Source organism: Streptomyces liliifuscus (assembly GCF_016598615.1).
Taxonomy (GTDB): domain Bacteria; phylum Actinomycetota; class Actinomycetes; order Streptomycetales; family Streptomycetaceae; genus Streptomyces; species Streptomyces liliifuscus.
Map to the genome: position 1 here is coordinate 2,806,677 of NZ_CP066831.1, position 15,731 is coordinate 2,822,407.

15 protein-coding genes are annotated in these 15,731 nt (G+C 69.8%); 10 read left to right on the forward strand and 5 right to left on the reverse strand.

The annotated features are described in order from the left end of the window. Nucleotides 1-11 precede the first annotated feature (11 nt). From cysC to JEQ17_RS11905, 7 genes are all read left to right on the forward strand, one after another. Nucleotides 12-563: an adenylyl-sulfate kinase gene (gene cysC, locus JEQ17_RS11870; RefSeq protein ID WP_143641818.1), complete on the forward strand. Its 552-nt coding sequence runs from the start codon at nucleotides 12-14 to the stop codon at nucleotides 561-563. Further along, nucleotides 560-1,501 (forward strand): sulfate adenylyltransferase subunit CysD, encoded by a 942-nt coding sequence (gene cysD, locus JEQ17_RS11875; RefSeq protein WP_200395224.1) that lies wholly within the window; start codon nucleotides 560-562, stop codon nucleotides 1,499-1,501. Before cysC ends, cysD begins: the two co-directional genes overlap by 4 nt. A 2-nt stretch (nucleotides 1,502-1,503) precedes the next feature. Next, nucleotides 1,504-2,859 (forward strand): sulfate adenylyltransferase subunit 1, encoded by a 1,356-nt coding sequence (locus JEQ17_RS11880; protein WP_200395225.1) that lies wholly within the window; start codon nucleotides 1,504-1,506, stop codon nucleotides 2,857-2,859. Nucleotides 2,860-3,089: 230 nt separating this feature from the next. Then, nucleotides 3,090-4,196, forward strand: coding sequence for an aliphatic sulfonate ABC transporter substrate-binding protein (locus JEQ17_RS11890; RefSeq protein ID WP_200395227.1), 1,107 nt, complete (start codon nucleotides 3,090-3,092; stop codon nucleotides 4,194-4,196). 48 nt (nucleotides 4,197-4,244) lie between these two features. After that, nucleotides 4,245-5,033, forward strand: a complete 789-nt coding sequence (locus JEQ17_RS11895; RefSeq protein WP_200395228.1) for an ABC transporter ATP-binding protein — start codon at nucleotides 4,245-4,247, stop codon at nucleotides 5,031-5,033. Beyond that, nucleotides 5,020-5,910: an ABC transporter permease gene (locus JEQ17_RS11900; protein WP_200395229.1), complete on the forward strand. Its 891-nt coding sequence runs from the start codon at nucleotides 5,020-5,022 to the stop codon at nucleotides 5,908-5,910. Before JEQ17_RS11895 ends, JEQ17_RS11900 begins: the two co-directional genes overlap by 14 nt. A gap of 6 nt (nucleotides 5,911-5,916) precedes the next feature. After that, the gene (locus tag JEQ17_RS11905) at nucleotides 5,917-6,654 is read left to right on the forward strand and encodes a sirohydrochlorin chelatase (RefSeq protein ID WP_200395230.1); all 738 of its coding nucleotides are present in this window, start codon (nucleotides 5,917-5,919) and stop codon (nucleotides 6,652-6,654) included. A 599-nt stretch (nucleotides 6,655-7,253) separates the two neighbouring features. On the opposite strand, the gene JEQ17_RS11910 is transcribed toward JEQ17_RS11905, so the two are convergent. Both JEQ17_RS11910 and JEQ17_RS11915 read right to left on the reverse strand, forming a co-directional pair. Then, nucleotides 7,254-7,820 (reverse strand): TIGR03086 family metal-binding protein, encoded by a 567-nt coding sequence (locus JEQ17_RS11910; protein ID WP_234048710.1) that lies wholly within the window; start codon nucleotides 7,818-7,820, stop codon nucleotides 7,254-7,256. A 130-nt stretch (nucleotides 7,821-7,950) separates the two neighbouring features. After that, nucleotides 7,951-8,988 (reverse strand): ketopantoate reductase family protein, encoded by a 1,038-nt coding sequence (locus tag JEQ17_RS11915; protein WP_200395232.1) that lies wholly within the window; start codon nucleotides 8,986-8,988, stop codon nucleotides 7,951-7,953. A gap of 38 nt (nucleotides 8,989-9,026) precedes the next feature. On the opposite strand from JEQ17_RS11915, the gene JEQ17_RS11920 reads away from it, so the two are divergent. Beyond that, the gene (locus JEQ17_RS11920) at nucleotides 9,027-9,866 is read left to right on the forward strand and encodes an aldo/keto reductase (protein ID WP_200395233.1); all 840 of its coding nucleotides are present in this window, start codon (nucleotides 9,027-9,029) and stop codon (nucleotides 9,864-9,866) included. Nucleotides 9,867-9,920: 54 nt separating this feature from the next. Further along, nucleotides 9,921-10,820 carry a transglutaminase-like domain-containing protein gene (locus JEQ17_RS11925; protein ID WP_200395234.1) on the forward strand — a complete coding sequence of 300 codons (900 nt, stop codon included), beginning with the start codon at nucleotides 9,921-9,923 and terminating at the stop codon, nucleotides 10,818-10,820. Here JEQ17_RS11925 and JEQ17_RS11930 read toward each other — a convergent pair. Next, nucleotides 10,792-11,175 carry a nuclear transport factor 2 family protein gene (locus JEQ17_RS11930; RefSeq protein WP_200395235.1) on the reverse strand — a complete coding sequence of 128 codons (384 nt, stop codon included), beginning with the start codon at nucleotides 11,173-11,175 and terminating at the stop codon, nucleotides 10,792-10,794. The genes JEQ17_RS11925 and JEQ17_RS11930 overlap by 29 nt on opposite strands. Then, complete coding sequence (locus JEQ17_RS11935) at nucleotides 11,168-11,725, reverse strand: DUF1697 domain-containing protein (RefSeq protein WP_200395236.1); 558 nt, start codon at nucleotides 11,723-11,725, stop codon at nucleotides 11,168-11,170. The genes JEQ17_RS11930 and JEQ17_RS11935 overlap by 8 nt, the downstream gene beginning before the upstream one ends. 429 nt (nucleotides 11,726-12,154) lie before the next feature. Here JEQ17_RS11935 and JEQ17_RS11940 point away from each other — a divergent pair, with 429 nt between their 5' ends. Further along, entirely contained in the window at nucleotides 12,155-14,437 is a 2,283-nt protein-coding gene (locus JEQ17_RS11940) for an MMPL family transporter (RefSeq protein WP_200395237.1), read from the forward strand. 93 nt (nucleotides 14,438-14,530) lie between these two features. On the opposite strand, the gene JEQ17_RS11945 is transcribed toward JEQ17_RS11940, so the two are convergent. Continuing rightward, nucleotides 14,531-15,577: a CDP-alcohol phosphatidyltransferase family protein gene (locus JEQ17_RS11945; RefSeq protein ID WP_200395238.1), complete on the reverse strand. Its 1,047-nt coding sequence runs from the start codon at nucleotides 15,575-15,577 to the stop codon at nucleotides 14,531-14,533. Between the last annotated feature and the right edge of the window lie 154 nt (nucleotides 15,578-15,731).

Here is a 15,731-nt window from a genome sequence, read left to right on the forward strand (position 1 = left end):
CGATGAATTCGATGAACCAGGAGATTCAAGTGACCGGAGCCACCATCTGGCTCACGGGTCTGCCGAGCGCCGGCAAGACCACCATCGCGTACGAACTGGCCGGACGGCTGCGCGAGGAGGGCCACCGCGTCGAGGTGCTCGACGGCGACGAGATCCGTACGTTCCTGACGGCGGGCCTCGGCTTCAGCCGCGAGGACCGGCACACGAACGTACAGCGCATCGGCTTCCTCGCAGACCTGCTGGCCCGCAACGGCGTCAAGACGCTGGTGCCGGTCATCGCCCCGTACGCGGACAGTCGCGAGGCGGTGCGCAAGCGCCACCAGGCGAGCGGGGCCGCGTACATCGAGGTGCATGTCGCCACTCCGGTCGAGGTGTGCAGCGAGCGGGACGTGAAGGGCCTGTACGCCAAGCAGGCGGCGGGCGAGATCTCGGGTCTGACCGGGGTCGACGACCCGTACGAGGAGCCCGAGTCGCCCGATCTGCGCATCGAGTCGCACACCCAGTCCGTGCAGGAGTCCGCGGCGGCGCTCCACGCGCTGCTCGCCGAGAGGGGTCTCGCATGACGACGACCGTTGCCGACGTCTCCGAGGAGGGGACCGACAGCCCGTACGCCCTGAGCCACCTGGACGCTCTGGAGTCCGAGGCGGTGCACATCTTCCGCGAGGTGGCGGGCGAGTTCGAGCGGCCGGTGATCCTGTTCTCCGGCGGCAAGGACTCCATCGTCATGCTGCACCTGGCGCTCAAGGCGTTCGCGCCCGCTCCGGTGCCGTTCTCGCTGCTGCACGTGGACACCGGGCACAACTTCCCGGAGGTCCTGGAGTACCGCGACCGCACGGTGAAGAAGCACGGGCTGCGGCTGCACGTGGCCTCCGTACAGGACTACATCGACCGCGGCGCCCTCAAGGAGCGCCCGGACGGGACGCGTAATCCGCTGCAGACGGTGCCGCTGACGGAGAAGATCCAGGCCGAGCGGTTCGACGCGGTGTTCGGCGGCGGACGCCGGGACGAGGAGAAGGCGCGCGCGAAGGAGCGGGTGTTCTCGCTGCGCGACGAGTTCTCCCAGTGGGACCCGCGCCGCCAGCGCCCCGAGCTGTGGAACCTCTACAACGGACGCCACGCGCCCGGCGAGCACGTCCGCGTCTTCCCGCTCTCCAACTGGACCGAGCTGGACGTCTGGCAGTACATCGCCCGCGAGGGCATCGAGCTCCCGGAGATCTACTTCGCGCACGAGCGGGAGGTCTTCCAGCGGGCCGGCATGTGGCTGACCGCCGGCGAATGGGGCGGCCCGAAGGAGACCGAGACGGTCGAGACCCGTCTCGTCCGCTACCGGACCGTCGGTGACATGTCCTGCACGGGCGCCGTCGACTCCGACGCCACCACGCTGGACGCCGTGATCACCGAGATCGCCGCCTCCCGGCTCACCGAGCGGGGCGCCACCCGCGCCGACGACAAGATGTCCGAGGCCGCGATGGAAGACCGCAAGCGCGAGGGGTACTTCTAACCATGACGAGCACCACCGAACCCACCGTGCCGCTGTCGGTCGAGCAGCTGTCCGCGACGACCCTGCTGCGCTTCGCCACCGCGGGATCCGTCGACGACGGCAAGTCCACCCTGGTCGGCCGGCTGCTGCACGACTCCAAGTCGGTCCTCACCGACCAGCTGGAAGCCGTGGAGCACGCCTCCCGCAACCGCGGTCAGGACACACCCGACCTCGCACTGCTCACCGACGGCCTGCGCGCCGAACGCGAGCAGGGCATCACCATCGACGTGGCGTACCGCTACTTCGCCACGGCGAGGCGCCGGTTCATCCTCGCCGACACCCCCGGACACGTGCAGTACACCCGCAACATGGTGACGGGTGCCTCCACGGCCGAGCTGACGGTGGTCCTCGTCGACGCCCGCAACGGCGTCGTCGAACAGACCCGGCGCCACGCGGCGATCGCCGCACTGCTGCGCGTCCCGCACGTCGTGCTGGCGGTCAACAAGATGGACCTCGTCGAGTACAAGGAGTCCGTCTTCGCGGCGATCGCCGAGGAGTTCACGGCGTACGCCTCCGAGCTGGGCGTTCCCGAGATCACCGCGATCCCGATCTCCGCGCTCGCCGGTGACAACGTGGTGGACCCGTCCGCGAACATGGACTGGTACGGCGGCCCGACCTTCCTGGAGCACCTGGAGACGGTCCCGGTCAGCCACGACCTCACGACCTGCCACGCGCGACTGCCCGTGCAGTTCGTGATCCGTCCGCAGACCGCCGAGCACCCGGACTACCGGGGGTACGCGGGCCAGATCGCGGCCGGTGCCTTCCGTGTCGGCGAGTCGGTCACGGTGCTGCCCTCCGGCCGTACGTCGCGGATCTCCGCGATCGACCTGCTCGGCGAGCCGGTCGACGTGGCCTGGACGACGCAGTCGGTGACCGTCCTTCTGGAGGACGACGTCGACATCTCGCGCGGCGACCTGCTCGTGCCGACCAAGGACGCGCCCGCGACGACGCAGGACATCGAGGCGACCGTCTGCCACGTGGCCGACGCGCCCCTGACCATCGGTCACCGCGTGCTGCTCAAGCACGGCACCCGCACGGTCAAGGCACTCGTCAAGGACATCCCGTCCCGGCTGACGCTCGACGACCTGTCGCTGCACCCGCACCCGGGCCACCTGGACGCCAACGACATCGGCCGCGTCAAGATCCGTACGGCCGAGCCGCTGCCCGTCGACTCGTACGCCGACTCCCGGCGCACCGGTTCGTTCATCCTGATCGACCCGTCGGACGGCACCACGCTCACCGCGGGCATGGTCGGCGAGTCCTTCGCCTCTCCGGAGCCGGTCAAGGCCGAGGCGGACGACGACGGTTGGGACTTCTGACATGACATCCCACGACTTCTACTCCACGTTCGCGAAGGAGGGCGGCCGCGTCGGCAGCGGCGCCCTGGGCTGCGGGCAGGGCGGGGTGGCGCGATGTGCGGAATGACGTACGCGCACTGCCTGCGCGCCCCGTCCCCCCGCCCGCCGTCGCGGATACGACGAAGACCTGCCGACCTCCCGGCCACGACCTGAGAGACGTGACCGCCGGGCCAACGAGAGGAACCCCTCCCGTGCCTGCCAACCGATCCACCGCCTTCCGGCGAACGTTCGCGGCCATGGCCGCGCTTCCCCTGCTCGCTCTCGCTGCCTGCGGTTACGGGTCCGAGTCGAAGGACAACGACACCTCGAAGGTGGCGGCCGAGGGCAAGAAGCTCTCCGCGGACACCGTGCGGATCGGCTACTTCCCCAACCTGACGCACGCCACCGCCCTGGTCGGCGACCAGGAAGGCCTGCTGCAGAAGGAACTCGGCGGCACGAAGGCCACCTACTCCCAGTTCAACGCGGGCCCCGCCGAGATCGAGGCACTCAACTCGGGCTCCATCGACATCGGCTGGATCGGCCCCTCCCCCGCCATCAACGGCTACAGCACCACCGACGGCAAGGGCCTGCGCATCATCGGCGGCTCCGCCTCCGGCGGCGTCAAGCTCGTCGTCAACCCCGACAAGGTCACGTCCCTGAAGGACATCAAGGGCAAGAAGATCGCCACCCCGCAGCTGGGCAACACCCAGGACGTGGCCTTCCTCAACTGGATCGCCGAGCAGGGCTGGACCGTCGACGCACAGAGCGGCAAGGGCGACGTCTCCGTGGTCCGCACCGACAACAAGATCACCCCGGACGCCTACAAGTCCGGCTCCATCGACGGCGCCTGGGTGCCCGAGCCGACCGCGTCCAAGCTGGTCGCCGAGGGCGGCAAGGTCCTCCTGGACGAGGCCGACCTGTGGCCCGACAAGAAGTTCGTCATCACCAACATCATCGTCTCCCAGAAGTTCCTGGCCGCCCATCCGGATGTGGTGCAGGCGGTGCTGCGCGGCTCGGTGAAGACCAACACCTGGATCAACGCCAACCCCGACAAGGCCAAGGCCGCCGCCAACACCAAGCTGCAGGAACTGTCCGGCAAGCCGCTGCCCGCCAACGTGCTCGACCCGGCCTGGAAGTCGATCCAGTTCACCGACGACCCACTGGCCTCCACCCTCAACACCGAGGCCGCCCACGCGGTCAAGGCCGGCCTGCTCAAGAAGCCGAAGCTGGACGGCATCTACGACCTCACCCTGCTGAACAAGGTCCTCACCGCCGAGGGCAAAACCACGGTCGACGACGCCGGACTCGGCGTCAAGTAACCCCCGCACCCGCCCCTTTCACCCATGAGTTCCCAGGAGGTGACGACCATGGCAACCGCCCTCGCCAAGGCCGCCGACGCCACGACGTCGGTGGAGCACGCCGCGCGGATCGAGCACGTCTCGAAGTCCTTCACCACACCCGCCGGCCGCCAACTCGTCCTGGACGACATCACCCTCGATGTCGCCCCCGGCGAGTTCGTCACCCTCCTGGGAGCCTCCGGCTGCGGCAAGTCCACCCTCCTCAACCTCGTCGCCGGCCTCGACCAGCCCACCGCCGGCACCATCGCCACCGACGGCCGCCCCGCCCTGATGTTCCAGGAACACGCCCTGTTCCCCTGGCTGACCGCCGGCAAGAACATCGAACTCGCCCTCAAACTCCGCGGCGTGGCGAAGACCGAACGCCGCGACAAGGCCGAGGAACTGCTCGCCCTGGTCCGGCTGAACGGTGCCTACGGCAAGCGGGTGCACGAGCTGTCCGGCGGGATGCGCCAGCGCGTCGCACTGGCCCGCGCCCTCGCCCAGGACAGCAAACTCCTCCTGATGGACGAGCCGTTCGCCGCCCTGGACGCCATCACCCGCGACGTGCTGCACGACGAACTCACCCGCATCTGGCGCGAGACCAGCGTGTCGGTGCTCTTCGTCACCCACAACGTCCGCGAGGCGGTACGGCTGGCCGAGCGCGTGGTGCTGCTGTCCTCCCGCCCGGGACGGATCGCCCACGAGTGGACGGTCGACATCCCGCAGCCACGCCGCATCGAGGACTCCGCCGTCGCGGACCTGTCCGTCGAGATCACCGAACAACTGCGTGGGGAGATCCGCCGCCATGGCCAGCACTGAGACGAAACCCGTCAAGGACGGCAACGATCTCGCCGGACTCGAAGCGGGCCTGGACGCGCTGGAGACCGTCCAGACCGGGCGGGCCCCGTTCCGCAGGACCTTCGTGGAGAAGATCTTCCCCCCGATCGTCGCCGTGGCGCTGGTGCTGGTCGTCTGGCAGGTCCTGGTCTGGGCGAAGGTCACCGACAGCTACAAGCTGCCCGCACCGTCCGCGGTCTGGGACGAGGTCAGCGAGGCCTGGCTCCAGGGGACGCTCCTGGAGTACATCTGGACCAGCGTCTCGCGCGGCCTGCTCGGCTTCCTGATGGCCCTGGCGATCGGCACGCCGCTGGGCCTGCTGGTCGCCCGCGTGAAGTTCGTCCGCGCCGCCATCGGCCCGATCCTGTCCGGACTCCAGTCACTGCCGTCCGTGGCGTGGGTGCCGCCGGCCGTCCTGTGGCTCGGGCTGAACGACTCGATGATGTACGCGGTGATCCTGCTGGGCGCGGTCCCCTCGATCGCCAACGGGCTGGTCTCCGGCGTCGACCAGGTGCCGCCGCTCTACCTGCGGGCGGGCCGCACACTCGGCGCCACCGGGCTCCGCGGCACCTGGCACATCGTGATCCCCGCCGCCCTGCCCGGCTACCTCGCCGGCCTCAAGCAGGGCTGGGCCTTCTCCTGGCGCTCCCTCATGGCCGCCGAGATCATCGCCTCCTCACCCGACCTGGGCATCGGCCTCGGCCAGCTCCTGGAGAACGGCCGCACCGCCAACAGCATGTCCATGGTCTTCCTCGCCATCCTCCTCATCCTGATCGTCGGAATCGCCATCGACCTGCTGATCTTCAGTCCGCTGGAGCGGTGGGTACTGCGCAGCCGCGGTCTCCTCGTGAAGAGCTGAACTCCCATGCCCCGACCGGTACTTCTCGTCATCGCCCACGGCAGCCGCGACCCGCGCCATGCCGCGACCGTGCACGCGCTGGTACGGCGGGTACGGGCCCTGCGCCCGGGCGTCCGCGTGGAGACCGGCTTCCTGGACTTCAACATCCCTTCGGTCTCGGGGGTGTTGGAGTCACTGGCGGCGGAGGGCGTACGTGACGTGGTGGCGCTCCCTCTCCTCCTGACCCGGGCCTTCCATGCGAAGTCGGACATCCCGGCGGTGCTGAGTGAGGCTCCGGCGCGGCTGAGGATCCGGCAGGCGGATGTGCTCGGCCCGTCGCCACTATTGACCGCCGCGCTCGAACGGCGGTTGTACGAGGCGGGGTTGTCCCCCGCCGACAAGTCCTCGACCGGGGTCGTGCTGGCCTCGGCGGGGTCCACGGACCCGGAGGCGATCGCAGTGATCGCAGAAATCGCGCGGGAGTGGCGGCGGACCGGTTGGTGCGCCGTGCGGCCTGCGTTCGCCTCCGCGTCGTTGCCTCGTACGGGGGATGCGGTGCGGGAGTTGCGTGCGCTGGGGTGCGCGCGCGTGGCTGTCGCTCCCTACGTCCTGGCGCCCGGTTTCCTCCCGGACCGGATCGCGCGGGGCGCGGCCGAGGCGGACGTCCTCGCCGACGTCCTGGGCGCGTCCCCGGAGGTGGCCCGCGTCCTCCTGGACCGCTACGACGCCGCCCGAACCCCGGCGCTGACGGCGGTGGGCGCCTGACGGGGGCCCTTCCTCGCCCCCGCCGCCCCTACCCGTCCCATCCCTCTGGGGCTCCGCCCCAGACCCCGGCGGGTGCGTCGTCGGGTGCGGGTCGCGTGTGCCTGGTCGCGCAGTTCCCCGCGCCCCTGAAAAACGGGGCTGCGCCCCAGTTTTTCACCCCACCCGGCGCTTGAGATCAAGCCAGACCGAGGCCGATCTCCACCGACCCACCCACCCCCATCAGCCCCGCCCGCCTCTAGCCCGTCCGGCGTTTGAGGACGAGGCCGTCCAGACCGATCTCCCATCCACGCGCCTCTCAGCCCGTCCGGCGATTGGGACGAGACCGTTCAGGCCGATCTGCCACCCACCCACGGTCAACCCACCCACCCCCATCAGCCCCCGCCCACCTCTCAGCCTGTCCGGCGATTGAGGACGAGGCCGTTCAGGCCGATTTCCCACCCACCCACGGTGAACCCACCCACCCCCATCAGCCCCCGCCCACCTCTCAGCCTGTCCGGCGTTTGAGGACGAGCGCGGCAGCGCGATGCCGGGGTTCGGGGGCGGAGCCCCTGAGTAAGGGACGGGAATGGGTAGGGGCGGCGGGGGCGAAAAAGGTTCGTTCACGAGGGCGTCTGGGACAGACGGGGGTCGCGGCCGCTCAAGGCGATGGCCCGGGTGAAGGTGGGGGAGTCGGACGGCACCGGGACAGCGGGGGCGAAGCCGTCGTACTGGCGGTATAGGGCGCCGTGGGTGGTTACGACGTCCAGGATGATGCGGGCCGTCGCGTCGGAGATGCGGTACTCCTGGCCGGTCGCCGTGGCGACGTCCCACCCGTGCACCGCCATCTCCTTCACGACCATCGAGGCAAGCTCGGGAGCGGCCATGGACCCCATGCCGAGGTCCACCTCCCCCTGCCACACCACCGGATCGGCCCACGCGGCAACCGCCCGGTCCAGCTGGGCGGCATAGGCGGACGCCCACCCGGCCTCGGCGGCGAAGTCCCGCCCGGTCAGGGACTCGGGCAGCGGCTTGCGCAGCGCCCGATGCTCCAGACCGTGGGAGGTGTAGAGCACCCAGTGGTTCACCAGGGCCCGGACGTCCCAGTCCGAACAGTGGGTGGCCCCGGCGAGCTGCGCCGCGGTGACCCCGCGCGCGACCCGGGCGGCCTCGGCGGCACATTCGACCATGGACGGGTACAGGCTCTCGATCGTGTAGGGCGCGTTCTCCTGGTCCGGGGTCTTTTTCGGGCCCCTGTCCACGCCCTTGTCCGGGCTCTCGTCCAGGCTGTTGTTCGCGTTCTTGTCCATGCGTCCCACGCTAAGGACGCGGCGACTGACCCTCTTGAACAAACGCGACAGCGTCCCCGGCCAGCCGCACGAGCTCCTCCACCGGCATCGAACCGGCCGCCCGCCGCTCACGGGCGAAGTCGTTGGCGAGCCGTTGGAGGAGGTCGTTGAGCGGTGTCGGTACGCCGTGCAACCGGCCCAGCAGGGCGATCTCCCCGTTGAGATAGTCCGCCTCGATCGTCCCAGTGCCACGGTTCAGCGACTGCCACGACGACCCGGCGCCCCGCTCGGACCCGTCGAAGGGCTCGAAGCGGATCTTGTCGGCGCGGGCCTCCTTCTGCTCCTCCTCGGAGGCGTACGGGATGCCCGCCGCGGCCAGTACGGCCTCGCCCTCGGCACGCACCCGGCCATAGAGCGCGATGCCCTCCTCGCTCGTGAGCACACCGCTGACGGCCTCGATCGAGTTGGCGAGGTTGCCGAGGAGCTTGGCGTACTGCCAGCGCGTCACGTCGGCCACGACCGGCGCCTCGAAGCGGGACGCGGACAGGTCGGCGGCGATGCTCCGTACCGTCTCGTCCGTGCCGTGCGGATAGCGTCCGAGGTGCAGGATCCCGGTGAGCGGCGTACCGGCGGCGGACACCACCCCCGGCTCGACGAACGTCGCGGGCAGCCACACGCACACCCCGTACACCCGCCGGAAGCGGCGCAGCGCGAGCCGCTGGCTCTCCACGCCGTTCTGCGCGCAGACCAGCGGCAGCCGTTCGGCCGCCGTGCCACCGCCCGCCACGGGCACGGGTCCCCACGCCTCCAGCGCCGCCTCGCTGTCCTGCGTCTTGACGGCGAGTACGAGCACGTCGTCGGCGCCCAGTTCGCCGAGCGCGTGCGGCCCGTCGACGACGGGCGGCCGATGGGTGTGCGGCCCGTCGGGCGTCACCAGGCGCAGCCCCCGCTCGCGCAGCGCCTCGTACTGCGCGCCGCGCGCGACCAGCACGACGTCGTGCCCCGACTCGGCGAGGCGACCGCCGACGGCCCCGCCCACAGCCCCTGCTCCGATGATGATGTAGCGCATGCGTCCGAGCCTGCCACAGACGTGTGTACGCTCCATCGATGATTCCGGAAATCTTCGAACTCGCCGGACAGCTGCCCGTACGCCGCCTCGGTTACGGCACCGCCCAGTTGACCGGTCCCGGCTGCTGGGGGCCGCGTGGTGAGGCCCGGGACGCGGTGGCCGTTCTGCGGCGGGCCGTCGAGCGCGGGGTCACGCTGATCGACACGGCGGACAACTACGGCCCGTCGGTGGCCGAAGAGCTCGTGGCCGAGGCCCTGTACCCGTATCCGGCCGGCCTGGTGATCGCCACGAAGGGCGGTGTCGTACGCACCGGCGCCGACGCCTGGCACATCGAGGGGCGGCCCGAGCGGCTGCGGGCGATGTGCGAGGCGAGTCTGCGACGGCTGCGTCTCGACACGATCGACCTGTACCAGCTGCACCGGCTGGACCCGGACGTGCCGATGGCCGAACAGCTGGGCGCGCTCGACGAGTTGCGCCGGGAGGGCAGGATCCGGCACATCGGGCTCGACTCGGTGACGGCCGAACAGCTCGATGCTGCCCGGGAGTTGACGGACATCGCGTCCGTGCAGAACCGGTTCAACGTCGGCGACCGCGCCTCGGAACCGCTGCTGAGGCTGTGCGAGACGCACGGCATCGCGTTCCTGCCCTGGTTCCCGCTGGGCAACGGCTCGTTGACGACGGACGCGGTGTGCGCGGACATCGCCGCCGCGCACGGAGTGTTGCCCGGCCGGATCGCCCTGGCCTGGCTGCTGCACCGCTCCCCCGCGCTCTGCCCGACCCCCGGCACCGGCTCCCTCGCGCATCTGGAGGAGAACCTCGGCGCGGCCGCCGTACGGCTGAGCGAGGAGGACATGTCCCGCCTCGACGCCCTGGGTTGACCCCACTCGACCGCGCTTGACCTTGCCCCTGGGGCAGACTCCAGGCTCCGGGGCATGGACTCCCACGACTTCCACCTCAAGCAGAGCCCGTACAGCGACCCCGGAGCCGTACCGGCCGATCTGCCCGCCGATCCGCGTGAACTCGCCTCCCTCGTGAGGAACTTGCTCATCCATCGGGAGGAGGGCGGGCACTTCGGGTACGCGATGCCCGAGGAGCGCCGGCACGAGGACGCCGAGGCCCGGTATGTGAGCGCGATCCTGCGGATCCTGCGCGAGCGTCGGCCGGCGCCGCTCACCGAACACCGGGAGCTGGACGAGCGGTTCGCCGGCACGTGCCGGGACTTCGCGCTGCTGATGTGCGCGTTCCTGCGGGCGACGGGCACCCCCGCACGCGTCCGGTGCGGCTTCGCCACGTACTTCGAGGACGGCACCTCCCCCGTGACCCACGGGGACCACTGGGTCACCGAATACCGTCTGCCGGACGGCGGTTGGCGGCTCGCGGACGCCCAGGTCGCCGACGGAGCGCACGACGTGCTCTTCGACCCGCTGGACGTCCCGCGGGACCGGTTCCTCGTCGCCGGAGCCGGCTGGCGGGCGTGCCGGGCGGGCGACGCGGACCCAGAAGCCTTCGGCGTCCCCCTCCCCACGGGCGACCTGCGCGGCCTGTGGTTCGTGCGCTGCAACGTCGTACGGGATCTCGCGGCCCTCGGCAGGGTGGAGGTGCTGCCGTGGGACGCGTGGGGGCTGGCGGCGAAGGACGAGCCGGAGGTGACCGCGGACGATCTCGCGCTGCTGGACGAGGTGGCCGCGGTGACGGCCGCGGAGGCCGTGTCGGCCGAGGAGATCCGGCGCCTGTTCGCGGACCCCCGCCTCGCCGTCCCGGCGGAGATCACCTCGTACACGACCTACCTCGGTGTCCGGCAGATCAGGCTTCCCGAGAGCCTCCGGGGCTGAACGGCGTGCCCTGGTGGAAGTACAGCAGCCATTCCTCACCCGTCCGCCGCCACAGCGAACTCCGGTGTGCGTGACGGCCGTTGTGCTCCGTGTCGAAGATGAGGTGGACCAGGTCGGGGGCGAGCTCGACGCCCTTCACCCGGGAGGTGATACCCGGTCCGGTCCCCGGTTCCTTCGCCGTGGCCAGTGCGTCGATGATCGAGGCCCGGTCCCAGTGCCGCCCGGAGACTCCGAACTCGTGGAAGTCGGGGTGCAGCAGCGCCCCGAGGAGTTCGGGCGAGCGGCGGATCTCCGGGTCGAGGAGGCGCAGTTCGCCCTCGATGGCCGCCTCGATGGCGGGGCCGTGGTCAGCCACTGGTCAGCTCCGCGAGTTTGGTGACGGTGTTCCAGTTCCGTGTGGTGGCGATGATCCCCTTCGACATCCGGGGCTTCGACAGGGTTTCCGCCAGCTTGGAGCGGCCGAGGCCGTCGGGAGCGTACAGGTAGAGGACACGGTCGCCGAGGCGGAACTCCTCGGGCAGGAAGGCCTGTTGGTCGATCGACGCGAAGCGCTCGGCGTCGACCGGCTCGGAGAAGTAGGTGGCGTGCAGCTGCTTGGCCTCCAGCTCCGCGGCCGGGAACGGACAGGCGTCGAGGACGGCCCGTAGATAGGCGTGGTCGCGCACCAGGACGTCGACCGTGAAGCCGAAGCGCTTCTCCAGCGCCCCCGACAGTTCCGCGGCGAGCGCGTCCTCGTCACCGTGGCCGCCGGAGAAGACGGCGTTCCCGCTCTGGAGATACGTACGGACACCGTCGTACCCGAGGCCCTCCATGAGGGTGCGCAGCTCGGCCATCGGCACCTTCTTGTTGCCGCCCACGTTGATCCCGCGCAGCAGTGCCGCGTACGTCGTCATGCCCTCAGTCATCCGCACACCATAAAGCGGCCGTCGTGCCCCGTGGGGGTGGGCACGACGGCCGCGGCTTCAGGGCGGCCGGACACTGAAAGTTACCGGCCGGTTGGCTCAAAACCCTGGCCGATGGGCGCGCTCAGTTCAACCCCCGCACACAGCTGTGACTTGTTCAACAAACTTTCGTAACACCAAAGAGGATCTTCCCCGGCAGATCGGACCCGGACGCGGACGGACCGGACACCCTGATCACGACCCCCGAGGCGCCGGTTTACATGTAAGGGGCTTTCATCCTCCTCAGTGCTGAGGTCGCGGGGTCCGAGGGGAGGACTCGGACCCCCCGCACCTCACCGGGCAGCACGACGAGAGGTTCTTATCCGCCCCATACCTTCGAATCAGAAGGTGCCGGCAGGGGGCCGGCACCGGAGACGAGGGGGCAAGCCCGTCATGGGTAACAGAGACACGCGGGTACGGGGCATAGCGGCCCGGGCCGGCGGCTGGAGTGCCCGGCACCGTTGGGCGGCCGTCGGAATCTGGGTGCTGTTCGTCGTTCTGGCGATGGGGCTCGGCTCTGCGGCGGGCACGGTCGAACTCAAGGACAGCGACCAGCTCAGCGGCGAGACCGGCCGGGCCGCGGCCATCGCGGAGGACGCGGGGATCGAGGAGCCGGCCGGGGAGACCGTGCTCGTCCAGGGCAGGGACGCGGGCGTCAAGGCGACGAGCACCGAGTTCCGCGCCGCCGTCGACGCCGTGATGAAGGCGGTCGAGGGCACCGGCAAGGTGACCAATGTGACCTCGCCGTACGACACGGACACGATCTCCAAGGACGGCCGCAGCGCGCTCGTGCAGTTCGACATGCGCGGCGACGCCGAGACCGCGGGCGACCGGGTGGAGCCCGTGCTGAAGGCCGTCGAGGGGGTGCAGAAGGACCATGGCTCGTTGCTGATCGAGGAGATCGGCGGCGCCAGCATGAACAAGACGTTCGACGACGCGTTCGGCGACGACTTCAAGCAGGCCGAGTACTCCGCCGTCCCCGTGGCCCTCGGCATCCTGCTGGTCGCGTTCGGCGCGCTGGTCGCGGCCCTGGTTCCGGTCCTGCTCGCGATCACCGCGATCGTGGCCACCATGGGCCTGATGATGATCGTCAGCCACATCCAGCCGATGGACGACACATCGAGTTCCGTGATGCTGCTCGTCGGCCTGGCGGTCGGCGTCGACTACTGCCTGTTCTATCTGCGGCGTGAACGCGAGGAGCGCGCGGCGGGCAGGGACCCCGAGACCGCGCTGCGGATCGCCGCGGCGACCAGCGGCCGCGCCATCATCGTCTCCGGCGTCACGGTGTGCGTGGCGATGGCCGGCATGCTGTTCACCGGAATCGCCACCTTCAAGGCGATGGGGCTCGCCTCTCTGATGGTCGTGGCGGTCGCCATGGTCGGCTCGGTGACGGTGCTGCCCGCGGTCCTCTCGCTGCTCGGTACGCGGGTCGAGAAGGGGCGCATCCCGTTCCTGCACCCGGACAAGCGGCGCAAGGCCAACGGCGGTTCCGGCAACGGCCGTTCGGGCGACAACGGAAGCCGGTTCTGGACGAGCGTCCTGCGGGTGGTGCTGGCCAAGCCGGCGATCTCGCTGGTGGTCGCGGCCGGTGCGCTGCTGGCCATCGCGGCTCCCGCGCTCGGCATGAAGACCCAGAACCTCACGCTGGACCAGGAGTTCGGCGACTCACTGCCGATCGTGAAGACGTACGAGCGGGTCAACGAGGCCTTCCCGGGTGGTTCCGACCCGGCCGAGGTGGTCGTCAAGGCCTCCGACATCAACTCCGCCGAAGTGAAGTCCGCGATCGCCGACTTCCGTGAGCAGGCGGTCAGTTCGGGTGCCTCGCGCGGTCCGGTCGAGGTCAAGGTGCACGATGCGCAGAACGTCGCCTTCGTGTACGTACCGCTGGTGGGCGGATCGGACCTCGACAAGGCCGAGAAGAGCCTGGAGATCATCCGCGACGAGGTCCGTCCGGCGACCTTCGGCAAGGTCGACGGGGTCGAGGCGCCGGTGACCGGTCAGGTGGCGGGATCGAAGGACTTCAACGACCAGCTCGTCAGCGCGGTGGCGCCGGTCTTCGCCTTCGTCGTGGTCTTCGCCTTCCTGCTGATGCTCCTGTCGTTCCGCTCGCTGACGATCGCGATCACCTCGATCGTCCTCAACCTCCTCTCGGTCGGGGCGGCCTACGGCATCCTGGTCGCCGTCTTCCAGCACGGCTGGGGCGCCTCGCTGGTGGGCGCGGAGGGCGTGGGCGCCATCATCACCTGGCTGCCGCTGTTCCTCTTCGTGATCCTCTTCGGGCTCTCGATGGACTACCACGTGTTCGTGGTCTCGCGAATCCGTGAGGCACGGCTGCGGGGGCTGACGACCCGCGACGCCATCCAGCACGGGGTGGTCACGACGGCCGGTGTCATCACCAGCGCCGCCGTCATCATGGTCGCCGTCTTCGCGATCTTCGGCACGCTGTCCATGCAGTCCATGAAGCAGATGGGCGTGGGCCTCGCGGCCGCGGTCCTCATCGACGCGACGATCATCCGCGGTGTGCTGCTCCCGGCGGTCATGGCCCTCCTCGGCGAACGCAACTGGTACTTCCCGAAGTGGCTGAACCGCCTGCCGGACCTCAGTCACGACGAGTCCGCCGAGGCCGTGTCCTCGCCGCCGCCCCCGGCGGTCGAGGGGGAGAGGGTCGGGGTCTGACGACCTGAACCACCACACAGCCTGAACCACCACACAGCGACGGCGTGGCCGGGGCACTCGCCCCGGCCACGCCGTCGTGTGCGGCACGCCGGATCAGGCCGCCGTGGCCACCTCGTCCCGCTCGAAGGAGTCGATGGTGCGGGTGAAGTCACGGGTGGAGAGCAACAGCTTGTAGATGATGGCGAGTTCGAAGACCAGAAGCAGGGCGCCCGAGACCAGGGTGGCCTCGATGACCGCGTCGAGGAGCGGGCCGACGATGAAGACGCCCATCTGGAACTCGATGCCGCTCACCAGATGCGTACGAATCCGGTGGCGCAGGAGGAAGGACCGCATCCGGAGATAGACCGGGAAGCGGTGGCGGAACTCCTGCTGGAGGTCGATGACTTGGCCCTGGGGCTTCCGGGGAGCGTCGGCGGCTTCCTGGGAGGCCGGCTCGGAGGCCGCTTCGGCCGGGTTGGAGGCCAACTCCGTCGCGTTGGCGGCGGGTTCCGCGAAATGGGCGCCCGGTTCGGACACCGTCGACGTCTTGCGGATGTCGTGTTCGATGTCCGCCGAGGGGTTGTTGCGCAGCAGGTCTTCCATGAAGGCGACCTCGGCGGAGTTCTCCGCGCGGCGGGCCTCCCGAACCCGCGCCTTGATCTGCTTGCGCATGTTGTAGCGGATCTTGAAGATCTCCAGCGAGTTGATGTACCGAAGCGTGTCGAGGCCGACGACCGCGAGGGCCAGCCAGATGTAGAGGGTGTCACCGGTGCGGTCGTACTGCCCGGCCATCAGCGCGACCCCGCACACCGCCACCCGGATACGGTCGAAGACGAAGTCGAGCCAGGCCCCGAAGACGGAGCCCTGGCCGGTCAGCCGGGCCACCTTCCCGTCCATGCAGTCGAGGATGAAACTCAGGTGGTAGACGAGGGCGCCGGCGATCAGCCACCGCCAGTCGCCGAAGGCGAAGCAGGCCGCCGAGACCAGGCCGAGCAGGAACGCCCCCCAGGTGATCTGGTTCGGCGTGATCCTCGTACGCATCGCGGTGAGCCTCACCAGCGGCGTGGCCACCGGGTCGACGAGCAGCACGGTCCACCACGCGTCACGCTTCTTCTCGGTGAGGCGGCGCACCTCGGCGAGGGGCGGTATGTCTCGGCGCATTGATCAACTTCCCAGCGTTCGTAGTGAGTTCACCTCAAGCTAGGAAGGTGTTCATACAAGGAACAAGAAGTGACCCGTGCAACCTTCGACAGGGGGTAACCGTCGAACCCCATAACCCTGTCCATGCCCTGCTCGGGCGGATGCCGCGTTACCC

Coding starts and splice junctions, on each gene's coding strand:
- JEQ17_RS11880 (WP_200395225.1), top strand. CDS start 1,504: ATGACGAGCACCACCGAACCCACCGTGCCGCTGTCGGTCGAGCAGCTG.
- cysC (WP_143641818.1), top strand. CDS start 12: ATGAACCAGGAGATTCAAGTGACCGGAGCCACCATCTGGCTCACGGGT.
- cysD (WP_200395224.1), top strand. CDS start 560: ATGACGACGACCGTTGCCGACGTCTCCGAGGAGGGGACCGACAGCCCG.
- JEQ17_RS11905 (WP_200395230.1), top strand. CDS start 5,917: ATGCCCCGACCGGTACTTCTCGTCATCGCCCACGGCAGCCGCGACCCG.
- JEQ17_RS11920 (WP_200395233.1), top strand. CDS start 9,027: ATGATTCCGGAAATCTTCGAACTCGCCGGACAGCTGCCCGTACGCCGC.
- JEQ17_RS11945 (WP_200395238.1), bottom strand. CDS start 15,577: ATGCGCCGAGACATACCGCCCCTCGCCGAGGTGCGCCGCCTCACCGAG.
- JEQ17_RS11915 (WP_200395232.1), bottom strand. CDS start 8,988: ATGCGCTACATCATCATCGGAGCAGGGGCTGTGGGCGGGGCCGTCGGC.
- JEQ17_RS11940 (WP_200395237.1), top strand. CDS start 12,155: ATGGGTAACAGAGACACGCGGGTACGGGGCATAGCGGCCCGGGCCGGC.
- JEQ17_RS11935 (WP_200395236.1), bottom strand. CDS start 11,725: ATGACTGAGGGCATGACGACGTACGCGGCACTGCTGCGCGGGATCAAC.
- JEQ17_RS11895 (WP_200395228.1), top strand. CDS start 4,245: ATGGCAACCGCCCTCGCCAAGGCCGCCGACGCCACGACGTCGGTGGAG.
- JEQ17_RS11910 (WP_234048710.1), bottom strand. CDS start 7,820: ATGGTCGAATGTGCCGCCGAGGCCGCCCGGGTCGCGCGCGGGGTCACC.
- JEQ17_RS11900 (WP_200395229.1), top strand. CDS start 5,020: ATGGCCAGCACTGAGACGAAACCCGTCAAGGACGGCAACGATCTCGCC.
- JEQ17_RS11925 (WP_200395234.1), top strand. CDS start 9,921: ATGGACTCCCACGACTTCCACCTCAAGCAGAGCCCGTACAGCGACCCC.